Origin of the sequence: Flavobacterium frigidum (assembly GCF_048286735.1) — a bacterium.
Lineage (GTDB): Bacteria > Bacteroidota > Bacteroidia > Flavobacteriales > Flavobacteriaceae > Flavobacterium.
The window spans coordinates 11,605-34,898 of sequence record NZ_JBLVPU010000006.1 but is presented as its reverse complement, the minus strand read 5'-3'; the positions used below and the strand labels follow the sequence as shown (position 1 = coordinate 34,898).

At 36.8% G+C, this 23,294-nt stretch carries 18 protein-coding genes and 1 riboswitch; of the genes, 17 read left to right on the top strand and 1 reads right to left on the bottom strand.

Features of this window, described 5'->3' with window-relative positions; translation table 11 throughout:
• Positions 1 to 2: 2 nt before the first annotated feature.
• The 16 genes from thrA (at position 3) to metF (ending at position 20,757) form a co-directional block, all read left to right on the top strand.
• Positions 3 to 2,417, top strand: a complete 2,415-nt coding sequence (gene thrA, locus ACNQGO_RS05245) for a bifunctional aspartate kinase/homoserine dehydrogenase I (protein ID WP_417984544.1) — start codon at positions 3 to 5, stop codon at positions 2,415 to 2,417.
• Between the two features lie 115 nt (positions 2,418 to 2,532).
• Entirely contained in the window at positions 2,533 to 2,985 is a 453-nt protein-coding gene (locus ACNQGO_RS05240) for an OsmC family protein (protein ID WP_417984542.1), read from the top strand.
• Between the two features lie 82 nt (positions 2,986 to 3,067).
• On the top strand, positions 3,068 to 4,240 hold the full coding sequence (locus tag ACNQGO_RS05235) for a trans-sulfuration enzyme family protein (protein WP_417984540.1): 1,173 nt from the start codon (positions 3,068 to 3,070) through the stop codon (positions 4,238 to 4,240).
• Between the two features lie 131 nt (positions 4,241 to 4,371).
• Complete coding sequence (locus ACNQGO_RS05230) at positions 4,372 to 4,782, top strand: RrF2 family transcriptional regulator (protein WP_309760700.1); 411 nt, start codon at positions 4,372 to 4,374, stop codon at positions 4,780 to 4,782.
• Between the two features lie 118 nt (positions 4,783 to 4,900).
• The gene (locus ACNQGO_RS05225; protein WP_417947334.1) at positions 4,901 to 5,803 is read left to right on the top strand and encodes a sulfite exporter TauE/SafE family protein; all 903 of its coding nucleotides are present in this window, start codon (positions 4,901 to 4,903) and stop codon (positions 5,801 to 5,803) included.
• Positions 5,803 to 6,498 (top strand): phosphoadenylyl-sulfate reductase, encoded by a 696-nt coding sequence (locus ACNQGO_RS05220; protein WP_417984538.1) that lies wholly within the window; start codon positions 5,803 to 5,805, stop codon positions 6,496 to 6,498. The genes ACNQGO_RS05225 and ACNQGO_RS05220 overlap by 1 nt, the downstream gene beginning before the upstream one ends.
• An 87-nt stretch (positions 6,499 to 6,585) precedes the next feature.
• A complete protein-coding gene (gene cysD, locus ACNQGO_RS05215) occupies positions 6,586 to 7,485 on the top strand; it encodes a sulfate adenylyltransferase subunit CysD (protein ID WP_417947944.1) in 900 nt (299 codons plus the stop codon).
• Between the two features lie 185 nt (positions 7,486 to 7,670).
• Positions 7,671 to 8,915: a sulfate adenylyltransferase subunit 1 gene (locus ACNQGO_RS05210; RefSeq protein WP_417984536.1), complete on the top strand. Its 1,245-nt coding sequence runs from the start codon at positions 7,671 to 7,673 to the stop codon at positions 8,913 to 8,915.
• Between the two features lie 95 nt (positions 8,916 to 9,010).
• Positions 9,011 to 11,104 carry a HEPN domain-containing protein gene (locus ACNQGO_RS05205; RefSeq protein WP_417984534.1) on the top strand — a complete coding sequence of 698 codons (2,094 nt, stop codon included), beginning with the start codon at positions 9,011 to 9,013 and terminating at the stop codon, positions 11,102 to 11,104.
• A complete protein-coding gene (cobA, locus tag ACNQGO_RS05200; RefSeq protein WP_417947170.1) occupies positions 11,094 to 11,888 on the top strand; it encodes a uroporphyrinogen-III C-methyltransferase in 795 nt (264 codons plus the stop codon). The genes ACNQGO_RS05205 and cobA overlap by 11 nt, the downstream gene beginning before the upstream one ends.
• Complete coding sequence (locus ACNQGO_RS05195; RefSeq protein ID WP_417984532.1) at positions 11,875 to 12,453, top strand: precorrin-2 dehydrogenase/sirohydrochlorin ferrochelatase family protein; 579 nt, start codon at positions 11,875 to 11,877, stop codon at positions 12,451 to 12,453. The genes cobA and ACNQGO_RS05195 overlap by 14 nt, the downstream gene beginning before the upstream one ends.
• Positions 12,454 to 12,657: 204 nt before the next feature.
• On the top strand, positions 12,658 to 13,710 hold the full coding sequence (locus ACNQGO_RS05190; RefSeq protein ID WP_417984530.1) for an NAD(P)/FAD-dependent oxidoreductase: 1,053 nt from the start codon (positions 12,658 to 12,660) through the stop codon (positions 13,708 to 13,710).
• A 169-nt stretch (positions 13,711 to 13,879) separates the two neighbouring features.
• Positions 13,880 to 13,999, top strand: a riboswitch (SAM riboswitch).
• A 249-nt stretch (positions 14,000 to 14,248) separates the two neighbouring features.
• On the top strand, positions 14,249 to 15,250 hold the full coding sequence (locus ACNQGO_RS05185) for a homocysteine S-methyltransferase family protein (RefSeq protein WP_417984528.1): 1,002 nt from the start codon (positions 14,249 to 14,251) through the stop codon (positions 15,248 to 15,250).
• 94 nt (positions 15,251 to 15,344) lie between these two features.
• Positions 15,345 to 16,595 carry a leucine-rich repeat domain-containing protein gene (locus ACNQGO_RS05180; protein WP_417984526.1) on the top strand — a complete coding sequence of 417 codons (1,251 nt, stop codon included), beginning with the start codon at positions 15,345 to 15,347 and terminating at the stop codon, positions 16,593 to 16,595.
• 420 nt (positions 16,596 to 17,015) lie between these two features.
• Entirely contained in the window at positions 17,016 to 19,691 is a 2,676-nt protein-coding gene (gene metH, locus ACNQGO_RS05175) for a methionine synthase (protein ID WP_417984524.1), read from the top strand.
• A gap of 109 nt (positions 19,692 to 19,800) precedes the next feature.
• Positions 19,801 to 20,757, top strand: a complete 957-nt coding sequence (gene metF, locus ACNQGO_RS05170; RefSeq protein WP_417947788.1) for a methylenetetrahydrofolate reductase [NAD(P)H] — start codon at positions 19,801 to 19,803, stop codon at positions 20,755 to 20,757.
• Positions 20,758 to 20,963: 206 nt separating this feature from the next.
• On the opposite strand, the gene gldA is transcribed toward metF, so the two are convergent.
• Positions 20,964 to 21,860 (bottom strand): gliding motility-associated ABC transporter ATP-binding subunit GldA, encoded by an 897-nt coding sequence (gene gldA / locus ACNQGO_RS05165; protein WP_417947787.1) that lies wholly within the window; start codon positions 21,858 to 21,860, stop codon positions 20,964 to 20,966.
• Positions 21,861 to 22,046: 186 nt separating this feature from the next.
• On the opposite strand from gldA, the gene ACNQGO_RS05160 reads away from it, so the two are divergent.
• Positions 22,047 to 23,294 (top strand): dicarboxylate/amino acid:cation symporter, encoded by a 1,248-nt coding sequence (locus tag ACNQGO_RS05160; RefSeq protein ID WP_417984522.1) that lies wholly within the window; start codon positions 22,047 to 22,049, stop codon positions 23,292 to 23,294.

The following is a 23,294-nucleotide window of genomic DNA, read 5'->3' as shown; positions in this document are numbered from 1 at the left end:
CAATGAAAATATTAAAATTTGGAGGTAAATCGTTATCAAATGGTGACGGATTAAATAAGGTGGTTGCCATAATAACAGACAAAATAAATCAAGGCGAAAAAATTGCAATTGTAGTTTCGGCACGTGGTAATGCAACGGATGAGTTGGAACAAATTTTAACTCTTGCTTCTCAAAACGAAAATTACAAACCACTTTTTGAAGATTTTAAAACATATCAGCAAGATGTTTATGAAGCTGTTGATTTGTCTGAGGAGTTTATTATTTTAGAAAAATTGTTCGAGGGCGTAAGTCTGATCGGCGATTACAGTAAAAAAATCAAAGACCAAATTTTGTCCAAAGGCGAATTGCTTTCGGCAAAATTACTGACGGCTATCCTCATAGAAAAAGGAATTCACGCTCGTTTTACCGATACGCGCGAATTGATAAAAACCGATGCTAAATTTGGTGATGCACAACCCTTAGAACAACTTTCGAAGAAAAATGTAATTGCTTTTTTTAAGCAAAATTCTGAAAATACGGTCAATGTAATCACGGGTTTTATAGGTTCTACGACCAATAATGATGCAACGACTCTTGGTCGAAACGGAAGTAATTACACCGCTTCGTTGATTGCGAATTATTTAAATGCCGATGAATTACAAAATTACACTCATGTAGACGGAATTTATACTGCCAATCCAGATTTAGTTATAGATGCTAAGAAAATTGATCATCTATCGTTTAATGAGGCGAATGAGATTGCTAATTTTGGAGCAACTATTTTGCATGCCAAAACCATCATTCCGTTATTAGAAAAAAACATTCCGCTCCGAATTTTAAATACCTTCAATCATGAAAATAAAGGTACTTTAATTACTTCCAATTCTAATAAGGAGGGAATTAAAACGCTTTCGGTTCTTGAAAATGTGGCTTTGGTAAATCTAGAAGGAAGAGGTTTGCTTGGGAAAACAGGTGTCGATGCTCGAATTTTTAGAGTAATGGGCGACAATAATATCAGTGTGAGTATTATTTCGCAAGGTTCATCAGAACGCGGAATAGGCTTGGTTGTGGCTGCTGATAAAGCTACTACGGCCATGATTGAATTGGAAAAAGAATTCGAAAATGATTTCTATTCGAAAGATGTTAATAAAATAACCGTAGCTGATGATGTAGCTGTCATCTCCATTATCGGGCAGGATTTAAGCACGTTTCACAAACCGTACACCGCTTTAATCAAAAATAAAATTGTTCCAATACTTTTCAACAACACCGTTACGGGTAAGAATGTGAGTTTGGTTGTTAAAAAATCACAACTGCATAAAGCCTTGAATGTGATTCACGGGGAGATTTTTGGCGTAGCCAAGAAAATAAATATTGCTGTTTTTGGTCACGGTTTGGTGGGTGGTACTTTGATTAATCAAATTTTAGAATCGGCTGTAGCCATCGAAAAAAGAAAAGACATCAAATTGAATGTATTTGCTATTGCTAATTCAAGTAACGTGCTCTTGAATAAAAACGGCGTGACACCCAACTGGAAAAACGAGATTCAAACCAACGGATTCTCGTATACTATTGATGATGTAATTGCTTACGCAAATGAGCATCATTTAGAGAATTTAATCGCCATTGATAACACTGCAAGCGCAGATTTTGTTACGAATTACATTTCGTTAGTTGAAAACAGTTTCGATTTGATTTCGTCAAACAAAGTAGCCAATACGTTGAGTTATAGTTTTTATAAAAAATTGCGAAAAGTTCTGGCAGAAAACCAAAAGACGTATCTTTATGAAACCAATGTTGGAGCAGGATTGCCGTTGATTGATACTATTAAATTGTTGCACCTTTCTGGCGAAAATATCACAAAGATTAAAGGAGTTTTCTCGGGAACATTGAGTTATTTGTTTAATAATTTTTCGGCCAAAGATGCGCCGTTTAGCGAGATTTTGAAAGAAGCTATCGAAAACGGATATACCGAGCCAGATCCAAGAGAGGATTTATGCGGTAATGATGTAGGAAGAAAATTATTGATTTTGGCTAGAGAACTAGACTTGCAAAATGAGTTTGAAGAAATTGCGATTCAAAATTTAATTCCAGAACATTTGCGTAGCGGAGATGTGGGAGAGTTTTTGAATAAATTGACCGAGTTTGATCCTATTTATGCAAAAATAAAAGCCGATCAAAAGCCCAATCACGTGTTGCGTTACATCGGAGAATTATCAGGTGATTTGCAAAATGACAAAGGAAATCTAGAAGTAAAATTAGTTTCGGCGCCATCAGATACGGCTTTAGGTGGATTGAAAGGTTCAGATTCTTTCTTCGAAATTTACACTGAATCGTACGGAGACCGACCAATTGTAATTCAAGGAGCTGGCGCAGGATCAGCAGTAACGGCAAGAGGTGTTTTTGGTGATATTCTGAGGTTGTCGGATAAAGGGTAAAAGAGTATTCAGTGTTCAGTTTTTAGTGAACAGATTTCAGTAATTAGTTTTAAAATAAAAATCCGTTGAATCCGCGTTTGAAAATCCGCGTCATCAGCGTTCAAAAAAGATAACAATGAAAATAACATTAAACAGAGTAAACGACAATTTCCATTTCGAATTGAAAAACGAAAGAGGGCATCTAGTAAACGTAGACAGCCGTCCTGAGTATGGAGGAAATGATATGGGCGCCAGTCCGATGGAATTAGTATTGATGGGTGTTGCGGGTTGTAGCGCCATTGATATGATTTCAATTTTGAAAAAACAACGTCAAGAAATCACGTCTTTCAAAGCTGAGGTTGAAGGAGAACGCGTACAAGTTGGAGAAGCAAAACCTTTTAAAAATATCCATGTGGTGTTTTATTTAGAAGGCGATATAAAGGAAGACAAAGCAGCAAAAGCCGCACAACTTTCTTTTGAAAAATACTGTTCGGTTTCCAAAACATTAGAACCAACGGCAACCATACAGTACAGAGTAGTTTTGAACGGAAGCCCCCTAACCCCCGAAGGGGGAACCAGTAATAGTTAATGAAACAATTTTAATTATCAATTTTCCGACTTCGGCTCCCTCTCCTTTGGGGAGGGTTGGGGTGGGGATAATATTATACACTATGAATAATTCAGAATATGGTTTCGAAACCCAAGCCATACGCAATCAGTTAGAAAGAACACAATATTTAGAGCATTCGGTGCCGTTGTACCTCACGTCTAGTTTTGTATTTGAGGATGCCGAAGACATGCGTGCCTCATTTGCAGAGGAAAAAGACAGGAATATTTACAGCCGATACAGCAACCCAAATAACAACGAATTTATTAGCAAAGTATGCGCTATGGAGGGTGCTGCAGCTGGTTTTGCCTTTGCATCAGGTATGGCAGCGGTGTATTCCACTTTGGCTACGTTATTAAATTCTGGAGATCACATTGTTTCATCTAGTAGTGTTTTTGGTGCAACACATTCATTGTTTATTAATTATTTTCCAAAATGGAACATACAAACCTCGTATTTTGACATCAATCAACCCGAGACCATTGAAGGTTTGATTACGCCAGATACAAAAATTCTATTTGCAGAGTCACCAACCAATCCTGCTGTTGATATTATTGATTTGGAATTGCTAGGAAATATTGCCAAAAAGCATAATTTGATTTTAATTATTGACAACTGTTTTGCAACACCTTATTTGCAGCAACCAATAAAATGGGGCGCACATTTAGTGGTGCATTCGGCTACCAAATTAATGGACGGTCAAGGTAGAGTTTTGGGCGGAATAACTGTTGGTGATGCTGATTTGATTCAGAAAATCTATTTGTTTTCGCGACTTACAGGTCCTTCTTTATCACCTTTTAATGCATGGGTATTGTCTAAAAGTTTAGAAACATTAGCCATTCGATTGGATAGACATTGTGAGAACGCATTGAAAGTAGCGGAGTTTTTAGAAAATCATCCTAAAGTGAATAAAGTGAAATATCCTTTTTTGAAATCGCATCCTCAATATGAAATTGCACAAAAGCAAATGAAGTTGGGTGGCAATATTGTTGCTTTTGAAATTAAAGGAGGATTGGAAGCGGGAAGGGCTTTCTTGGATAAAATTAAATTGTGTTCGCTATCGCCAAATTTAGGCGATACGAGAACGATTGTTACCCATCCAGCTTCAACAACGCATAGTAAGTTATCTGTTGAAGAACGTTTGGCTGTTAGTATTACCGATGGTTTGGTGCGTGTTTCTGTAGGTTTAGAAACCGTAAAAGATGTAATTGCCGATTTGGAGCAGGCGCTTTCGTAAGATTTCAGATTTGGGATTAACGATTTTAGATTGTAGATTTGGTGTTGGTTTATAGATTTAAAAGTAAATCGAACAGTTTTCGTTTACTCAAAAATCAAAATTCGTTAAACCTAAATCTTATATCTTTTTAAATGCTCTCAAAAAAAACAAAATACGGAATAAAAGCACTTACTTTTTTGGCCCGCCAAAAAGACCAAACTCCTGTTGCGATTGCTGATATTGCCAAGTCTGAGAATATCTCACTCAAATTTTTAGAGAGTATTTTACTGTTGTTGCGCCATTCTGGATTTTTAGGAGCCAAAAAAGGAAAAGGCGGTGGTTATTACTTGATAAAAGCGCCACAAGAGATTAATATGGCACATGTATACCGTATTCTTGAGGGACCAATTGCATTACTTCCTTGTGCCAGCCACAATTTTTACGAGCCTTGTATCGATTGTACAGATGAAGCTACGTGCGCAGTACGTAAGTTGATGACCGAAGTGCGAGACAATACACTTATGATATTGGAAAACAACACACTTGCAGATATCGCTTTTTAGACAATTTATCACAAAATAAATTTTGTAGTTATTTTAAATTCTTTACTTTTGCATATTAATCTACTATTCCTATAGGGTAATAGATTTAAATAAAAAACCAGTTGAAAATTGAAAAAGCATGAGCAAAGAAATGAGAGAGAATAATGGTGCTGTAAGAATTGAAACATCCTTCAAAGAACGTTTATGGGTTGTAATTCCGGTAGTGTTATTAGTGGGATTGCTTTCAACATTAGTTTACAATCACCATGCTGAATTTTCTTGGAATGGTTTTGTAGCTGGGTTTGATTCAGAATTTGTAATCTTTTTTGCAATAGGAATTTTTGCGCAACTAGTAGATGGAACATTAGGAATGGGCTATGGAGCAACATCAACTTCTTTTTTATTGGCTTATGGTGTGCCTCCCGTGGTAAGTAGTACTGGAGTGCATGTCGCTGAGATGTTTACCACCGGAGTTTCTGCTATATCGCATCATAAATTTGGAAATATAAATAAAAAATTAGTCCGACACCTATTGATACCTGGTGTTTTAGGTTCGATAACCGGAGCGTATTTGCTGTCTGATGTAATTGATGGAGATGTGATCAAGCCATTTATTGCTTTGTATATGATTGGGTTGGCAGTGATAATTATTAGGAAAGCAATGCAAAAAAATATCATCAAAAAGAAAACGAAGCGCTTGGGCATATTAGCCACTTTCGGTGGTTTTATGGATGCTGTGGGCGGTGGCGGCTGGGGTCCTATTGTGACTTCCACTTTATTAGGTCGTGGCAGGAACCCAAGATATACTATCGGATCTGTAAATGCGGCGGAGTTTGCAGTAGCTTTTGCAAGTGGTGTAACGTTTATGCTTTTTGGAGGAATCCAAGGATGGCAAGTGATTATAGGATTAATTTTAGGAGGTGTTATTGCCGCACCGATAGCTGCTTTATTAGTCAATAAAATTAAAAGACAACCGATGATGATTTTGGTTGGAATTTTAATTATTATTTTAAGTTTAAGAACATTATCAAAATTATTATAATGAGTACAGCAATTACAACGGCTTTATTAGAAAAAACAGCAGCTTTTTCTTTGGAAGAAACATTATCTTTTTTGTCAGTAACGTATAAGGATAAAGTAATTTTCTCTACATCATTTGGTCAAGAGGATCAAGTTATAACGGACTTAATTGGTTCAAATCATTTTCCAATTTCCATCTTTACCTTGGACACTGGCAGATTATTTCAAGAGACCTATGATGTTTTTCATAAAACAGTTACTAAGTACACTTTAAACATTAAAACCTACTTTCCAGAAACAACAGCAGTTGAGGAATTAGTAAATAGTAAAGGACCTAATAGTTTCTACGAATCGGTAGAGAATAGAAAAGAATGTTGTTCCATTCGTAAAGTAGTGCCTTTGCGCAAAGCATTACAAGGAAATGCAATTTGGATAACTGGTTTGAGAGCAGAGCAATCCGAAAACAGAAATGATTTGGCTTTGTTTGAATACGATTCCAACTTTGAGATTATCAAATTCAATCCTTTGTTAAAATGGACTTTACTGGAAGTGGAAGATTATTTAGAAAAAAATAATGTACCACAAAACGCATTACACAAAAAAGGATTTGTAAGCATAGGTTGTGCACCTTGTACGAGAGCCATTACTCCAGATGAAGACATTAGAGCCGGACGATGGTGGTGGGAATCCAGTCATAAAGAATGCGGGTTGCACTAAAAGTAATTTTAAATTATGAATTATAAATTATAAATGATTGTTGGAATCTTTGAATTTTTCAATCATTTAAATCTTTACAATAAAAATATGAGTTCAGTATTAAAAACAAACGCTTTAGAAAGCGAAGCGATATACATTTTCAGGGAGGTAATTTCTCAGTTTGACAAACCTGTGTTACTTTTTTCGGGCGGAAAAGATTCGATTACGCTAGTTCGCTTGGCTCAAAAAGCTTTTTTTCCTGCTAAAATTCCGTTCCCGTTATTGCACGTAGATACAGGGCATAATTTTCCGGAAACCATTGAATTTAGAGACAAATTGGTTGCTGATCTAGGATTAGAATTAATTGTGCGCAATGTACAAGACGCGATTGATCAAGGAAAAGTGGTTGAAGAAACCGGAAAATATTCAAGCAGAAATAGCTTGCAAACCACAACACTTTTAGATGCTATTGAAGAATTTAAATTTGATGCGTGTATTGGTGGAGCACGTCGTGACGAGGAAAAAGCCAGAGCTAAAGAACGTATTTTTTCGGTACGTGATGATTTTGGTCAATGGGACGAAAAAAATCAGCGTCCTGAATTATTCGATTTGTTGAACGGAAAAATAGAGAATGGTCAAAACGTACGTGTTTTTCCAATTTCGAACTGGACCGAGCTAGATGTGTGGAGTTACATCGAACATGAGCAAATTGAAATCCCATCCATTTACTTTTCGCACAAGCGTAAAGTATTCTTGCGAGATGGAATGATTTGGTCGCACTCTCCATTTGTGTACCAAGAAGAAAACGAAGAAATTGTAGAACGTATTGTTCGTTTTAGAACGGTAGGGGACATGAGTTGTACAGCAGCAGTTGATTCTTATGCAGCAACAATTTCTGAAGTAGTGGGCGAAATTAGATCTTCAACAATTTCAGAAAGAGGTGCTAGAATTGATGACAAACGTTCGGAAGCAGCGATGGAAAAAAGAAAACAACAAGGGTATTTTTAGAATCCCCACCCCCACCCCTGCCCTCCCCGAAGGGAAGGGAGCCATAGCTGGATAAAAAGCAATTATTGGTTGAGGGTTTTAGAAATTAATGAAATAGATAAAAGAGTTAGTTTTAATTAAATAAATGCCAGACTCGTCTCCCTTCCCTTCAGGGAGGGTCGGGGAGGGGAAAATATAACGGTAATATGGAAGTTTTGAAAATAGCAACAGCAGGAAGTGTAGATGACGGAAAGAGTACCTTAATTGGGAGGTTGTTGTACGATACGCAATCGTTGACAACAGATAAATTAGAAGCAATAGAAAAAAGCAGCAAGCAAAAAGGATATGATTATTTAGATTTTTCTTTGGCTACGGACGGTTTAGTGGCCGAAAGAGAACAAGGAATTACCATTGATGTGGCGCATATTTATTTTTCGACAGCCAAAAAAAGTTACATCATTGCCGATACTCCTGGTCACGTAGAGTATACGCGTAATATGGTTACAGGAGCTTCGACCTCGCAAGTATCAATCATTTTAATTGATGCTCGTAAAGGTGTAATTGAGCAAACCTACCGCCACTTTTTTATCAATAATTTATTGAGAGTAAAAGAGGTCATTGTGGCGATCAACAAAATGGATTTGGTGGATTATTCAGAAGAAGTTTTTAATAAAATCAAAGCGGATTTTGAAGCCTTAAATGCTAAAAGTACTTTCAAAGAACAAAACGTGAGTTACATTCCGTTAAGTGCTTTGACAGGTGATAATGTAGTAGAATCATTAGGAGGAATGCCTTGGTACCAAGGACAGACGATCTTACAACATCTTGAAGAGTTAGAGCCAGCTGATGTTTACGAAAAAGGAAAAGCGCGTTTCCCCGTTCAAACCGTAATCCGACCAAAAACTGAAGAATACCACGATTTTAGAGGTTATGCTGGAAAATTGTATGGCAATAATATCAAAGTAGGCGATGCGGTAACGGTGCTGCCTTCTTTAACAGAATCAGTGGTGACTAATATTCATTTTTTTGACAAGCAATTTGCGGAAGCAGCTGTGGGTTCTTCGATCACAATTGAATTAGAAAATGATATCAATGTGACTAGAGGCGACATGATTGTAAAATCATCTGAATTGCCAAAAGTAGAGAAAGACATCAACACTACCGTATGCTGGATGGACAGTAAAAAGTTAGTTCCCGGTGCCAAATATTTTGTACAACACAATACCAACAGAGTTTTGGCTAAGATTGATAGTGTAAAAAATGTGATTTCAACTGATTTCTCAGGAACTTCAGAAGCCTCTCAATTAGCAATAAACGAAATTGGCGAAGTGAACATTAAGTTAAGCAAAGCCATTTATTTTGATGCTTACAACGATAATAAATCAAACGGCGCCTTCATCTTAATTGATGCAACAACCAACACAACAGCAGGAGTAGGATTTATAAAATAACCTTTAGCTATTGGCTTTGAGCCTTCAGCAAAAATGTAAAATGAATTTCATAAACAGCTAACAGCCCAAAGCTAATAGCTAATAGCTTATAACAAATGGAAAGTTTTAGAACCGAAATTGAAGATCCGATTGTTCAAAAAGACATAATCGATTTAGAAAGAAAAATTGCTTTATTCCGTGACGGAAAAATTGACGACGAGCGTTTTCGTAGTCTGCGTTTAGCACGCGGCGTTTATGGGCAGCGTCAGGAAGGCGTACAAATGATTCGTATCAAATTGCCTTTTGGTAAAGTAACAAGCGAGCAACTCGTGCGAATTACAAAAGTTTCTGATGAGTATTCAACAGGACGTTTGCACATTACAACACGTCAGGATATCCAAATTCATTATGTGAGTTTAGATAGAACACCGCAACTTTGGGCCGAACTAGAAAAAAATGATATTACCCTAAGAGAAGCTTGTGGAAACACAGTTCGAAATATTACCGCTAGCGAAACAGCAGGAATTGATCCTGAGGAACCTTTTGACGTGTCTCCGTATGCGCATGCGATGTTTCAGTTTTTCTTGAGAAATCCGGTTTGTCAAGAAATGGGACGTAAATTCAAAATGTCGTTTTCGTCATCAGATAAAGATACGGGTTTGAGTTATTTACACGATTTAGGGTTTATTCCAAAAATTATAAACGGTGTAAAAGGTTTCAAAGTTATGTTAGGCGGAGGATTAGGTTCGCAACCGAGTCATGCAGAATTGCTTACAGAGTTTATTCCGGCCAATCAAATCATTCCAACTACCGAAGGGATTTTAAGAATTTTTGACCGCTATGGCGAAAGAGCCAAACGTTTAAAAGCACGATTGAAATTTTTGCTGAAAGAAATAGGGAAAGACGAATTTTTACGATTGGTAGACGAAGAGAAAAAAGCGTTGTCACTGCATACAGTCGAAATTGATACCACTGCTTTTGAGGGAGCTATTGCAGCGCCATTATTAGAAGTGCCGCAAGTTGAAATTGAAGATACTGCAGCTTTCGACGCTTGGAAAAAATCAAATGTAATTCCGCAAAAACAAGCGGGTTATGTGGCCATCGGAATCAAAGTTCAATTAGGTGATTTTTATACTGATAAAGCTAGAGAATTAGCGCACTTAATCAAAAATTATGCAGCAAACGAATTGCGTTTTACGTTGCGTCAAGATATTTTAATTCGTCACGTAAAAGAGGAAAACCTTTTTTTCTTTTACCAAGAATTAGCAAAATTAAATTTTGTAACCACAGGCTACAACAGTATTTCTGATATAACAGCGTGTCCAGGTACCGACACCTGTAACTTAGGAATTGCGAGTAGCACCGGAATCGCCGTAGAGTTAGAACGCGTGTTAATTACTGAATATCCGCAGTACATCAACAACCGTGAAATTACCATTAAAATTAGTGGTTGTATGAATGCTTGCGGGCAACACAATATGGCCGAAATTGGCTTTCAAGGCATGTCAATCAATGCGGCTAAATTAGTAGCTCCAGCGTTACAAGTTTTATTAGGAGGAGGAAATTTAGGAAATGGATCTGGAAGATTCTCTGATAAAGTAATCAAAATTCCAAGCCGAAGAGGACCGGATGCTTTGCGATTGATTTTAAATGATTTCGAAGCCAATGCAAACGGACAATCGTTCTTGAATTATTATGACGCTCAAGGCGAAAAATATTTCTACGAATTTTTGAAACCATTAGCCGATCTAACCAATCTTACCGAAGCTGATTTTGTAGATTGGGGTAATGCAGATAATTATGTAAAAGCAGTTGGAGTTGGCGAATGCGCTGGAGTTGTGATTGATTTAGTGGCGACATTAATTCTAGAAGCAAAAGACAAATTAACGTATGCACAAGAAGCGTATGAAGAATCAAAATGGTCAGATGCCATTTACCATGCGTATGCTGGTTTTGTTAATGGTGCCAAAGCGTTATTGCTTGCCGAAAACCAAAAAACAAATCACCAAGCAGGAATCATCGATTTATTTGATACCGTTTTCGTAGAAACAAACAAAATTCAATTGCCAACAACATTGAAACAGCTAGTGTTTCAAATCAGAGATAATGAACCTACTCCAGAATTTGCTCAAAAATACAGACAAGAAGCCATTGCTTTTTTTGAAACTATAGAAGCATTTAGAGCCAAAGACCTACAAGATGAAAAATAAAAGAGAACCACAAGTAACACTGGTAGGCGCTGGTCCGGGTGATCCAGATTTACTTACTATCAAAGGAGCAAAGGCGCTGGCTGAGGCAAATGTGGTTTTGTATGATGCCCTAGCAAATGAAGAATTACTGTCTTATGCTCCTAAAAAAGCGCTTAAAATATTTGTGGGAAAACGAAAGGGTTCGCATGAATATACGCAAGAGGAAATCAATCAATTGATAGTAGACAATGCACTTACTTATGGAAATGTAGTTCGGTTAAAAGGTGGTGATCCATTTATTTTTGGTCGGGGTAGCGAAGAAATAGAGTTCGTAGAGAGTTTTGGAATCCCTACCTTTGTAGTTCCGGGTATTTCCTCATCGATTGCGGTTCCAGCCTCGCAAGGTATTTCTTTGACAAAAAGAGGTGTTTCAGAAAGTTTTTGGGTGATTACGGGGACAACTTCGGCAAGAAAATTGTCAACTGATGTTGCTTTAGCAGCGCAATCTACGGCAACTGTTGTGATTTTGATGGGCATGAGTAAGTTAGATCAGATTGTAGCTTTGTTCCAAAAAGAGTCAAAAGGAGAAATGCCTGTTGCCATTATTCAAAACGGAACAACAGCAGCAGAGAAAGTAGGAATTGGCACAGTAAATACTATTCAATCAGTTGTTGCAGCTAAAAGTTTGAGTTCGCCAGCTATAATTGTTATCGGAGAAGTGGTAAGAGATGCGAAACGAAATGCTGCTTTTTACAAGGAATTAAAATCACAGCACAACCAGGTTTTGGCTTATGGAAAAGAATGAATTATATCCCATCTTTTTGAAACTACACAATCTTAACACTCTAATTGTGGGTGGTGGAAATGTGGGATTAGAAAAGTTGTCTTTTTTGTTAAAATCGAGTCCAAACGCTATTGTTGAGGTAGTCGCACCTCGATTTTTACCCGAATTAGAAACTTTAGCGGCAAGCCATGGATCAGTAAAACTTACGTACAAAAAGTTCAATCGCTGGATGCTTCGTAAACGCCACATGGTCATTGCTTGTACCGATGACTTGAAAGTGAACAAACGGATTTATGATTTGTCCCGAAAAAGATTTTTAATTTGCAACATTGCGGATACCCCGCCACTGTGTGATTATTATCTAGGTGGAATTGTCACAAAAGGCCATGTAAAAATTGCGATTTCGACTAACGGAAAATCACCTACAACTGCAAAGCGATTGCGCGAGTTTTTTGAAGAAGTTATTCCAGAAGACATCAATGCAATGGTCGAAAATTTGAATGAATATCGCAAAACGTTGAAAGGAAATTTTGAAGAAAAAGTTCAAAAAATGAATGAAATAACAGCAAGTTTAAAAGGTCAATAAAAATAGAGTGCGAAAAGCATAATTCAAAAAATACTAAAACTAACTTGTACTAGTTCTTAATAATAGTTTTTCGTTTTTTTTGATAATCATAATAATGATATTTGTACATAAATAGTATTCAGACTTTTTTTTTGAAAAATAGTAAATAAAATAACACTTTCCTTGAATTACACTGTTGGAAATTTAAGGACTAATTAAAACAAAATGATTAAAACAGACATACTAATTATTGGAGCAGGACCTACAGGTTTATTTGCAGTATTTGAAGCAGGATTATTAAAATTAAAATGTCATATTTTAGATGCATTGCCACAAGCTGGCGGACAATTATCAGAATTGTATCCTAAAAAACCAATTTACGATATTCCCGGTTTTCCAGAAGTGCTAGCAGGTGATTTAGTGGATAATTTGATGGAACAAATCAAACAATTTGAACCTGGATTTACACTGGGAGAACGTGCTGAAACAATTGAAAAACAAGAAGACGGAACATTTATTGTGACTTCAAACAAAGGGAAAAAATTCCACGCTCCTGTTATTGCTATCGCAGGTGGACTTGGAAGTTTTGAACCCAGAAAACCACTTATCGAAGACATTGAGTTTTACGAGGACAAAGGAATCAAGTATTTTATTAAAAATCCAGAAAAATTTAGGGATAAAAAAGTAGTAATCGCTGGAGGCGGAGATTCGGCGCTAGACTGGAGTATTTTCTTGTCCAATGTAGCTTCTGAAGTGACTTTAATTCACAGACGTAACGAATTTAGAGGCGCATTAGATTCTGTTGAAAAAGTACAAGAGCTTAAAAATTCTGGTAAAATAAAAATGATTACGCCCGGAGAAGTGGTTGGCTTAAAGGGTGCTGAACATTTAGAAGGAGTTGTGGTCGAAGAAAATGGTGCACAACGCACCATCGAAACCGATTATTTTATTCCGCTTTTTGGTCTTACGCCAAAGTTGGGTCCTATTGGAGACTGGGGATTGGAAATCGAAAAAAATGCCATAAAAGTCAATAATTCATTGGATTACCAAACCAATATTCCGGGAATATTCGCCATCGGTGACGTAAATACCTATCCAGGGAAACTGAAATTGATTCTTTGCGGATTCCACGAAGCCACTTTAATGTGTCAGGCAGCGTACCAAATCATAAATCCAGGCAAGCGTTATGTTTTGAAATATACTACTGTTTCTGGCGTAGATGGTTTTGATGGTACACGTAAAGAAGCTCCAAAAGCTGTAGTGAAAGCCATAGTCTAAAAAGGTGCTGAGATACAAAGGTTCTGAGTTGCAAAGGTTGGTTCAAATCATTGCAATTCAGAACCTTTTTATTTAAACGATTTGCAACAAACTCCGCTAGAAACTTTAAAAAAAAACTTGCAATTGTTAGCGCTTTGTCTTTTCTTTGCAGTGTTCCTATATTTATTGAAAGTTATCACGAAAGGCGGAGGGAAAGACCCAATGAAACCTTAGCAACCCTTTATCTTTAAAGAAGGTGCTACATTCTACTTTATGTTGAACTTGTTTCAACATCTAAGATAGATAACACAAGAATACTTCTACAGTATTTCTCAAACCTTTTCTTGACAACGTATCGATTTTTTTAGAGCAGATTAATGACCCTTTTCAGTCATAATCGTTCCTGCTGTACGCTATATCTTTTTATTCGCCGAAAAAAGGCTAATAGAAAGGATGCCGCTACCATCAGGGCTAAAAAGAAAAATAGTGAACTTTTGGAAATACTAATCAAAAGTAAAAATCACAATTTCAAATTGTGTTTTGCAAGAAATAGAAAGTTATGTCAAGCATTCACGAAGCCATTACAAAAAACATCCTTATCCTTGATGGAGCTATGGGAACCATGTTGCAACGTTACAATTTCTCCGAAGAAGATTTTAGGGGAGAACGTTTCAAAGATTTTCCGCATTCGCTAAAAGGAAACAACGATTTATTGTCGCTCACTCAGCCACAAGCTATAAAAGACGTTCATGCTGCTTATTTTGAAGCTGGAGCTGATATTGTTGAAACCAATACATTCTCAGGAACCACCATCGGTATGGCCGATTACTATCTTGAAGAATATGTGTATGAATTGAACTATGAGTCGGCCAAAATAGCCCGCGAAGTAGCCGATGAATTTACCGCCAAAAATCCTGGCAAACCTCGTTTTGTAGCGGGTTCGATCGGTCCCACGAACAGAACGGCAAGCATGTCACCAGATGTAAACGATCCAGGATACAGAGCCGTAACTTTTGATGATTTGCGCATCGCGTACAAGCAACAAGTAGAAGCGCTTATGGATGGCGGTTGTGATTTATTATTGGTAGAAACGATTTTTGATACTTTGAATGCTAAAGCAGCACTTTTTGCAATTGAAGAAGTAAAAGACGAACGCAATCTTGATATTCCAATCATGGTTTCAGGAACGATTACCGATGCGTCTGGAAGAACACTTTCGGGACAAACGGTTGAGGCATTCTTAGTTTCGGTATCGCACATACCGTTGTTGAGTGTAGGATTTAATTGCGCACTTGGTGCCGATTTACTCAAGCCGTATTTACAAACCTTGTCACAAAACACTTCGTTCAACGTATCTGCGCATCCTAATGCAGGTTTACCGAATGCCTTTGGAGAATACGATGAAACACCAGAACAAATGCAAGCTTTTATCAAAGAATATCTCGATGATAATTTGGTCAACATCATAGGCGGGTGTTGTGGCACAACACCGGCACACATCAAGTTAATTGCTGATATTGCTAAGGAGTATAAACCGAGAGTTTCTTCTGCGGTGATGTAGTTTTAACTGAAAATGTTAATGATTTTACTTAAATTATGAAGATTTAAATATTTTTATACCATAAATATATTAAAGAATAAGAAAGATTAACATATTGAAATATTTAAAGTTTTTTTTTAATGTTAAAACTACAAGTAAGCCGAAAGAAATTTTAAGACTTGAGAAAATTTATAAGATTACAATTGAGGAACACACTGAAGGACATATAAATTCGATAGATAATAATAATAGGTATTTATTAGATATCAATAGAAATGTAATTGGATTAAATCTACGGAGAAATAAAATAAACAAAATACAAGGTTTTGAAAGTTTTACCGAGTTATTTAATTTAATTCTGGATGAAAATCAAATTACTAAAATAGAAGGGTTAGGGAAATTAACAAAACTTCGATTTATTAGTCTTGATAATAATAATATTGAAAAAATTGAAGGGCTTGATTCAAATATAAATTTGAATGAAATTACGTTATTTAATAATAAAATAAAAAAGATTGAAAACTTACAAAATCTGAGAAAGTTAAAAGTTTTGTATTTGTTTAATAATGAAATCACTAAAATAGAGGGTTTAGATGATTTAAGAAATCTTGAAGAATTATATTTATCTGACAATCAAATATGTAAGTTAGAAGGTTTAGAAAACCTTGTTAGTTTGAAAGAATTATGGATGAGTAATAATAAGATATCAAAAATAGATTGTTTAGAAAATCAGTCACAATTAACTAAATTGTATTTAGGCCATAATTATATCTCCAAAATTGAAAACTTAAATAATTTAATTTCTCTAAATAGTTTGGATTTGAGCTCAAATAAAATAAAACAAATTCAAATCTTGCCAAGTTTAAAAAACTTAGTAAATTTTGAAATTAGAGATAATTTAATAGAAAAATACAGCAAAATTCTCAATGAAAATAAGACTGGTAAATTTGTTGTTCGAAAGATAGTTTATTTGCACTCAGGTGAATCTTATTATGTTGACGAGGGTGAATTAGGGTTATTGGTTGGTAGATTTGATACTATTGAAAAAGCATTAGACGGAAGAACTAAGGCTGATACTTTATCAATAATAAATTTAGCGGGAAAAAATGTAGTTGATTTTATATATGGTTGTGATAATTATGATGAAGTTTTTTTGAGCTTACAAGATTATTATAAATCAGAGTTTGGAATAGAATTAATAAATAAATATTATTTTAATTTCCCTGATGAAATAAGTTACGAACAAGCTAAAACATTTAATGAATTACTTCCCATTACTTTTCATGAGATTAATAATTGTTTAGAATTTGAAGATTTGGATGTAGAGAAATTTAATGAAGAAAGAGATGACTCAAATGAGTTTTAAGTGATTGTTGTGGCCTAAAGCTAGCGCAAGCGTCCCGCTAGTGCACACAATATAGGCAGGAAAAGATTTTTAAGAAAAAAGAATAAGCACGAGCGTGACGCTCGCGCAAGCAGCAGAGCAATTTGTTTAGATTCTATGTTCCTCAGAATGACAAAATTAAAGAATAAAGAAACGGAAGAATCAATAAAAAAAGAAGAGTTGTTAGCACAATGCCCGCGTGAGGGATAGTAGTGGCATCCTTTTGTGAAGCGATAGCGGAGCAAAAGATAGAACGAATAGCCCGACCCGACTTTTTTTAGAGGGACACGCCCAAAAAAAAATTGAAATAAAATGGTAAGGTTTTGAAAACTTTGCAGCAAATGATATCATAAAAACAACTCAGCACCTAAGCTACTTAGGGTCTTAGTAACTTAAATTAAAATGGCAGAAAACAGAAGAAACCTAGTATTATCAGGATTAGAGCCCTTAATAATTACACCCGAAAGTGTTTTTGTGAACATTGGCGAGCGGACTAATGTGACGGGTTCCAGAAAATTCCTTAGGTTGATTAAGGAAGAAAAATACGATGAGGCGCTTGAAATTGCACGGGAGCAAGTAGATGGTGGAGCCCAAATCATTGATATTAATATGGATGAGGGATTGCTCGATGGTGTGTATGCCATGACCAAATTCCTGAACTTAATTGCCGCAGAGCCCGATATTTCTCGTGTGCCGATTATGATTGATAGCTCAAAATGGGAAATCATTGAAGCGGGCTTGAAGGTTGTTCAAGGGAAAAGTGTGGTAAATTCTATTTCGCTGAAAGAAGGTGAGGAAGCTTTTATTGCACATGCTAAATTGATAAAACGTTATGGTGCTGCTGTAATTATCATGGCTTTTGACGAGAAAGGTCAGGCAGATAATTACGAGCGTCGCATAGAAATATGCCAACGCTCGTATGATATTATGGTGCATAAAGTGGGGTTTCCTCCGCAGGATATTATTTTTGATTTGAATGTTTTTCCAGTAGCGACAGGAATGGAAGAACACCGATTGAATGCTTTGGATTTCTTTAGAGGGACTAAATGGGTACGCGAAAATTTACCGCACGCACACATAAGTGGCGGCGTAAGTAATGTGTCGTTTTCGTTTAGAGGGAATGATACTGTTCGAGAAGCGATGCACTCGGTTTTCTTGTATCATGCGATCCAAAACGGAATGACGATGGGGATTGTAAACCCAGAAATGCTATCGATTTATGACGATATTCCAAAAGATTTATTGGAACATGTTGAGGATGTAATTCTGGATCGACGCGATGACGCAACAGAACGATTGCTAGATTTTGCTGAGAATGTTAAGGGCGATGTAAAAAATATTGAAAAAGCGATTTTAGAATGGCGATCAGGAACGGTGCAAGAACGAATTACGCATTCGCTTGTAAAAGGGGTCGATCAATTTATTGAAGAAGATGTTGAGGAAGCCAGACAAGCAGCCGCAAAACCGATTGAAGTAATCGAAATCAACTTGATGACTGGTATGAATGTAGTGGGCGATTTATTTGGCTCGGGAAAAATGTTTTTGCCACAAGTAGTAAAATCGGCACGAGTGATGAAAAAAGCGGTGGCGTATCTACTTCCATACATAGAAGCCGCTAAGCAAGTTGGCGACAAGTCGGGCAATGGAAAAATCCTCATGGCTACTGTAAAAGGGGACGTTCACGATATTGGAAAAAATATTGTTTCGGTAGTTTTGGCATGCAACAATTATGAGATTGTTGACCTTGGTGTCATGGTGCCTCCAGAGAAAATTATTGCAGCAGCTATAGAACACAACGTTGATATTATTGGTCTTAGCGGATTGATTACTCCATCGCTGGACGAAATGGTTTATCTGGCTAAGGAATTAGACAAATTGAACGTTCAAATCCCGATAATGATTGGAGGTGCAACAACCTCACGTGCACATACTGCTGTGAAAATTGCGCCACAATACAAGCAAACGGTAGTTCACGTAAACGATGCGTCTAGAGCGGTAACAGTGGCGGGGAATTTATTAGATCACAATCGAAAAATATACTCAAGCGATATTAGAGCCGAATATGATGCTTTTAGAGAAACCTTTTTGAACCGTTCTCGAGATAAAGACTATTTAACAATTGAACAAGCGCGTAAAAATAAATTACAACTGAATTGGGAAACGTATACTCCAAAAACTCCCAATTTTATAGGTACAAAAACTATCGAGGTGGATTTGGATGTTTTGGTTCCGTATATAGATTGGACACCCTTTTTTAGAACGTGGCAATTGTTTGGAAAATATCCGGCTATACTAACTGATGAAATTGTGGGCGAACAAGCAACATCTGTTTTTGCAGATGCACAACAAATGTTAGCTATTATTTTGAAAGAAAAGAAACTCTCTGCTAAAGGTATTTATGGCATTTTTCCAGCCAATCAAGTGAACGATGATGATATTGACATAAAAAATGGGGACGGGAAAGTACTAGAGAAATTTTTGACTTTGCGTCAGCAGTCTCAAAAAACGGCTGGAGCACCAAATATTGCCTTGTCTGATTTTATTGCTCCAAAAGACAGTAAAATAGTAGATTATATGGGATGTTTTTGTGTCACTACAGGTTTTGGTGTAGATGAATGGGCGGCTGAATTTGAAAGAGATTTAGACGATTACAATTCGATAATGGTGAAAGCATTGGCAGATCGTTTTGCAGAGGCTTTTGCCGAATATTTACACGAGCAAATTAGAAAGAATATTTGGGGGTATACTCCTGATGAAAACTTGAGTACAGAGGCGATGATTGATGAGGTTTACAAAGGAATTCGTCCTGCACCAGGCTATCCCGCGTGTCCCGACCATTTAGAAAAACCTACTATTTGGAAACTACTAAACGTAGCAGAAGAAATAGGAGTAACCTTGACAGAAAGTATGGCGATGTGGCCCGCTTCGTCCGTGTCAGGCTATTATTTTGCACATCCAGAAAGCAAGTATTTCGGACTGGGGAAAATAAAAGAAGATCAAGTAATTGATTACGCCAAACGCAGAAGTATTTCTACAGATAAAGCAATGAAGTGGTTGGGTCCAAATATTGCAGATTAAAATCCCCACCCAGCCTCCCCAAAGGGGAGGAGTTGAGAAAGGAATAAAAAAATTGTTCAATTAAAATTACCCGAGTTCTCCCCTCCTTCGGAGGGGTCGGGGGAGGATTATGAAAGTAACGCAACACATAGAAGCAGCTAACGGAGAAACCTTATTCTCCTTCGAAATTATTCCGCCACAAAAGGGAAAAAGCATTCAGGAACTGTATGACAATATTGATCCTTTGATGGAGTTTAAACCGCCGTTTATTGATGTAACAACATCTCGCGAGGAATTTATTTATGTAGACAAAGGCAATGGTTTATTAGACAAAAAACTAACTAGAATGCGACCTGGTACCTTGGGGATTTGTGCTTCAATAAAACATAAATACAACGTAGATACTGTTCCACATGTACTTTGTGGCGGCTTCACGAAGGAAGAAACCGAATATTTATTAGTGGATTGTCATTATTTGGGGATCAATAATGTGATGGCGTTGCGTGGTGATGCCATGAAGGACGAACAATCTTTTGTACCGAAAATGGGCGGAAATATTCACGCAATAGATTTAGTGCAACAAATTAAATTATTGAATGAAGGCAAGTATTTGCATGAAGTTGTACACGTAGACAATAAAGCTGATTTTTGTATCGGAGTTGCGGGCTATCCTGAAAAACACTTGGAATCTCCATCGCTACTTTCTGATTTGAAGAGACTGAAAGAAAAAGTAGACGCAGGTGCGGATTATGTGGTTACCCAAATGTTTTTTGACAATGCTAAGTATTTTGATTTTGTTGCTAAAGCCCGTGAAATAGGTATTACCGTTCCCATTATCCCCGGAATAAAACCCTTAGCGGTACACCGACATTTACAAATTTTGCCACAAATTTTCCGTATAGATTTACCTGAGGATTTGATAGATGCCGTTGCGGTTTGCAAAACGAATGCCGATGTAAAACAAGTGGGGATCGAATGGGCTATTCAGCAATCACGCGAATTAAAAGCTGCTGGAGTTCCTGTTTTGCATTATTATTCGATGGGTAAATCGGAAAATATTCGTCAAATTGCGAGTCAACTTTTTTAAAGTCATTGCGAGGAACGAAGCAATCCTACATTTTTGAAAGTTTCCAGTTAGCCTTGGTGAACTAGAAGCTTTTTTTATTGTCTTGTCATTCTGATGAAAGAGGAGCCACACTTGGTGAGATTCCTCCTTCGTCGGAATGACAAAGCCGAATTTTGTGTTTTAACAGCGTTTGTTTTTTATTCGAAAACATAACGGAACACTGCTAACTATTTCGTAATCTCCCTAAAGACCGCTTCTAAGTTTTTATTCTTTTGATTGAGTTGTAAGGTTTTCAAACCATTGTTTTGAGCAAAATCAAAGACGACAGAACGCATGTCTTTATCTGATTTAAAAGTCAGTTCCCACATCATATCGTGAATGTTGACATACGAAACAAGATTTTCAATTTTAGAAATCATTTGTTCCTCGACTTGAAAATCAAATTCCACTTCAATTACTTGTTCTTTATCTTCAGAAATTAAGTTATCCAGTTTTTTATCTGTTACAATTTTTCCATTGTTGATGATGATAACGCGATCACAAATAGCCTCAACCTCTTGCATAATGTGTGTTGAAAGAAAAACAGTCTTGTCTTTTCCCACGTTTTTAATTACGTTTCTAATCTCCATCAACTGGTTTGGATCTAAACCAGTGGTAGGTTCATCTAAGATTAAAACATCAGGATTGTGCAGTAGCGCATTGGCTAAACCTACACGCTGGCGGTACCCTTTAGAGAGTTGGCCTATTTTTTTATGGCTTTCGGTACTTAATCCAGTCAGTTGAATTACCTCTTCGATTCGAGATTTGGCAACTTTGTACACATCTGCGTTAAACGCTAAATATTCACGAACATACAAATCTAAATACAACGGATTGTGCTCCGGCAAATACCCAATAGCAAGTTGTACCGCTTTCTGGTTGGTGTTTACATTATGGCCGTTTACTAGGGCATCGCCTTCATCTGCATTAATATAGGTAGTCAATATTTTCATCAAAGTCGATTTTCCAGCGCCATTAGGGCCCAAAAAACCAACAATCTCTCCTTTTTTAACCGCAAATGAAATGTTATCTAGCGCTTTTTGAGCACCATAACTTTTAGATATGTTTTTTACCTCTATTGACATGATGAAATATTTGTTGCAAAAGTAAACAGAAAATCAATGAATTTGTTGTTAGACGTCCTGCTAATTCCTAAATTATTTTTTGAACAAGAGTATCTATTCACTTGCAATACGGTATAAAAAGACAAATGAGGTTACTAATCTAGCATTTAGATTTCTATATTTACGGTACGCTAAAAAAAGAGAAATATGAAAAACACGACTTCAAGTAGTTTCTTAAAAAATTACAACAGTATTATTTTGTTACTCGGTGGGATTTTTGTGGGGAGTATTTTAGGTTTGGTTTTTGGAAAAGATGTTACTGTTATTAAACCGCTAGGCGATATTTTTCTAAATCTATTATTCACCGCAATTATCCCGTTGATATTTTTTACTATCGCTTCTTCTATTGCTAGTTTAGAAAAGACGGAAAAGTTAGGAAAATTATTTGCAATAGTTCTAGGCGTTTTTTTATTTACGGTATTGGTTTCGGCTATCTTGATGCTGGTAGGCGTTTTGCTTTTTCCCATACAACAAGATATTATTCTTTCTCAGGTTCCAGTGGAAATGGTCGAAACAGGATCTGCTGGTTCACAAATTACGCAATTGCTAACGGCTAGCGATTTTTTCGAACTTCTGTCTCGAAAAAATATGTTAGCACTTATTATATTTTCATTTTTAATAGGATTTGCGTGTTTGAACTCGGGCGAAAAAGGGAAGGATTTTAGTCGGTTTCTTCATTCTGGTAATGAAGTTATGAAGCAATTGCTTCACATTATTATGAAAACGGCGCCTGTTGGTTTGGGTGCTTATTTTGCCTACCAAGTAGGTATTTTTGGTCCCCAGCTGTTTGGCGCGTATGCCAAACCTTTAGGATTGTATTACGCGGTTTGTGCATTTTATTTTATAGTGTTCTTTAGTTTGTATGCCTATATGGCGGGCGGAAAATTAGGGTTTAAAGTGTTTTGGAAAAACAACATAACCCCTTCCATGACAGCACTGGGAACTTGTAGTAGCATTGCAACAATCCCCGCAAATCTGGAAGGTGCAGAAAAAATGAATATTCCAGCATATATCAGGAACGTGGTAATACCGTTGGGCGCACCGTTGCATAAAGATGGTTCGAGCATGTCGTCGATCGTCAAAATAGCGGTGATTTTTGCTCTATTTGGAAAAGACCTTACAGATCCATATACCATATTGGTTGCTTTGGGAATCACAGTTATTGTATCAGTAGTAGAAGGCGGAATCCCAAATGGTGGGTATATTGGTGAGATTTTAGCCATATCAGTTTATGGATTTCCAATGGAGCAAGCATTACCAGCCGCTATGATTATAGGAACACTAGTAGATCCTATGGCTACATTGCTCAATGCCAATGGAGATTTAGTTTCGGCTATGCTAGTAACCCGAATTGCAGAAGGGAAAAAATGGCTATCGGAGAAAGTAACGGTGTAA

Coding starts and splice junctions, on each gene's coding strand:
- thrA (WP_417984544.1), top strand. CDS start 3: ATGAAAATATTAAAATTTGGAGGTAAATCGTTATCAAATGGTGACGGA.
- ACNQGO_RS05240 (WP_417984542.1), top strand. CDS start 2,533: ATGAAAATAACATTAAACAGAGTAAACGACAATTTCCATTTCGAATTG.
- ACNQGO_RS05235 (WP_417984540.1), top strand. CDS start 3,068: ATGAATAATTCAGAATATGGTTTCGAAACCCAAGCCATACGCAATCAG.
- ACNQGO_RS05230 (WP_309760700.1), top strand. CDS start 4,372: ATGCTCTCAAAAAAAACAAAATACGGAATAAAAGCACTTACTTTTTTG.
- ACNQGO_RS05225 (WP_417947334.1), top strand. CDS start 4,901: ATGAGCAAAGAAATGAGAGAGAATAATGGTGCTGTAAGAATTGAAACA.
- ACNQGO_RS05220 (WP_417984538.1), top strand. CDS start 5,803: ATGAGTACAGCAATTACAACGGCTTTATTAGAAAAAACAGCAGCTTTT.
- cysD (WP_417947944.1), top strand. CDS start 6,586: ATGAGTTCAGTATTAAAAACAAACGCTTTAGAAAGCGAAGCGATATAC.
- ACNQGO_RS05210 (WP_417984536.1), top strand. CDS start 7,671: ATGGAAGTTTTGAAAATAGCAACAGCAGGAAGTGTAGATGACGGAAAG.
- ACNQGO_RS05205 (WP_417984534.1), top strand. CDS start 9,011: ATGGAAAGTTTTAGAACCGAAATTGAAGATCCGATTGTTCAAAAAGAC.
- cobA (WP_417947170.1), top strand. CDS start 11,094: ATGAAAAATAAAAGAGAACCACAAGTAACACTGGTAGGCGCTGGTCCG.
- ACNQGO_RS05195 (WP_417984532.1), top strand. CDS start 11,875: ATGGAAAAGAATGAATTATATCCCATCTTTTTGAAACTACACAATCTT.
- ACNQGO_RS05190 (WP_417984530.1), top strand. CDS start 12,658: ATGATTAAAACAGACATACTAATTATTGGAGCAGGACCTACAGGTTTA.
- ACNQGO_RS05185 (WP_417984528.1), top strand. CDS start 14,249: ATGTCAAGCATTCACGAAGCCATTACAAAAAACATCCTTATCCTTGAT.
- metH (WP_417984524.1), top strand. CDS start 17,016: ATGGCAGAAAACAGAAGAAACCTAGTATTATCAGGATTAGAGCCCTTA.
- metF (WP_417947788.1), top strand. CDS start 19,801: ATGAAAGTAACGCAACACATAGAAGCAGCTAACGGAGAAACCTTATTC.
- gldA (WP_417947787.1), bottom strand. CDS start 21,860: ATGTCAATAGAGGTAAAAAACATATCTAAAAGTTATGGTGCTCAAAAA.
- ACNQGO_RS05160 (WP_417984522.1), top strand. CDS start 22,047: ATGAAAAACACGACTTCAAGTAGTTTCTTAAAAAATTACAACAGTATT.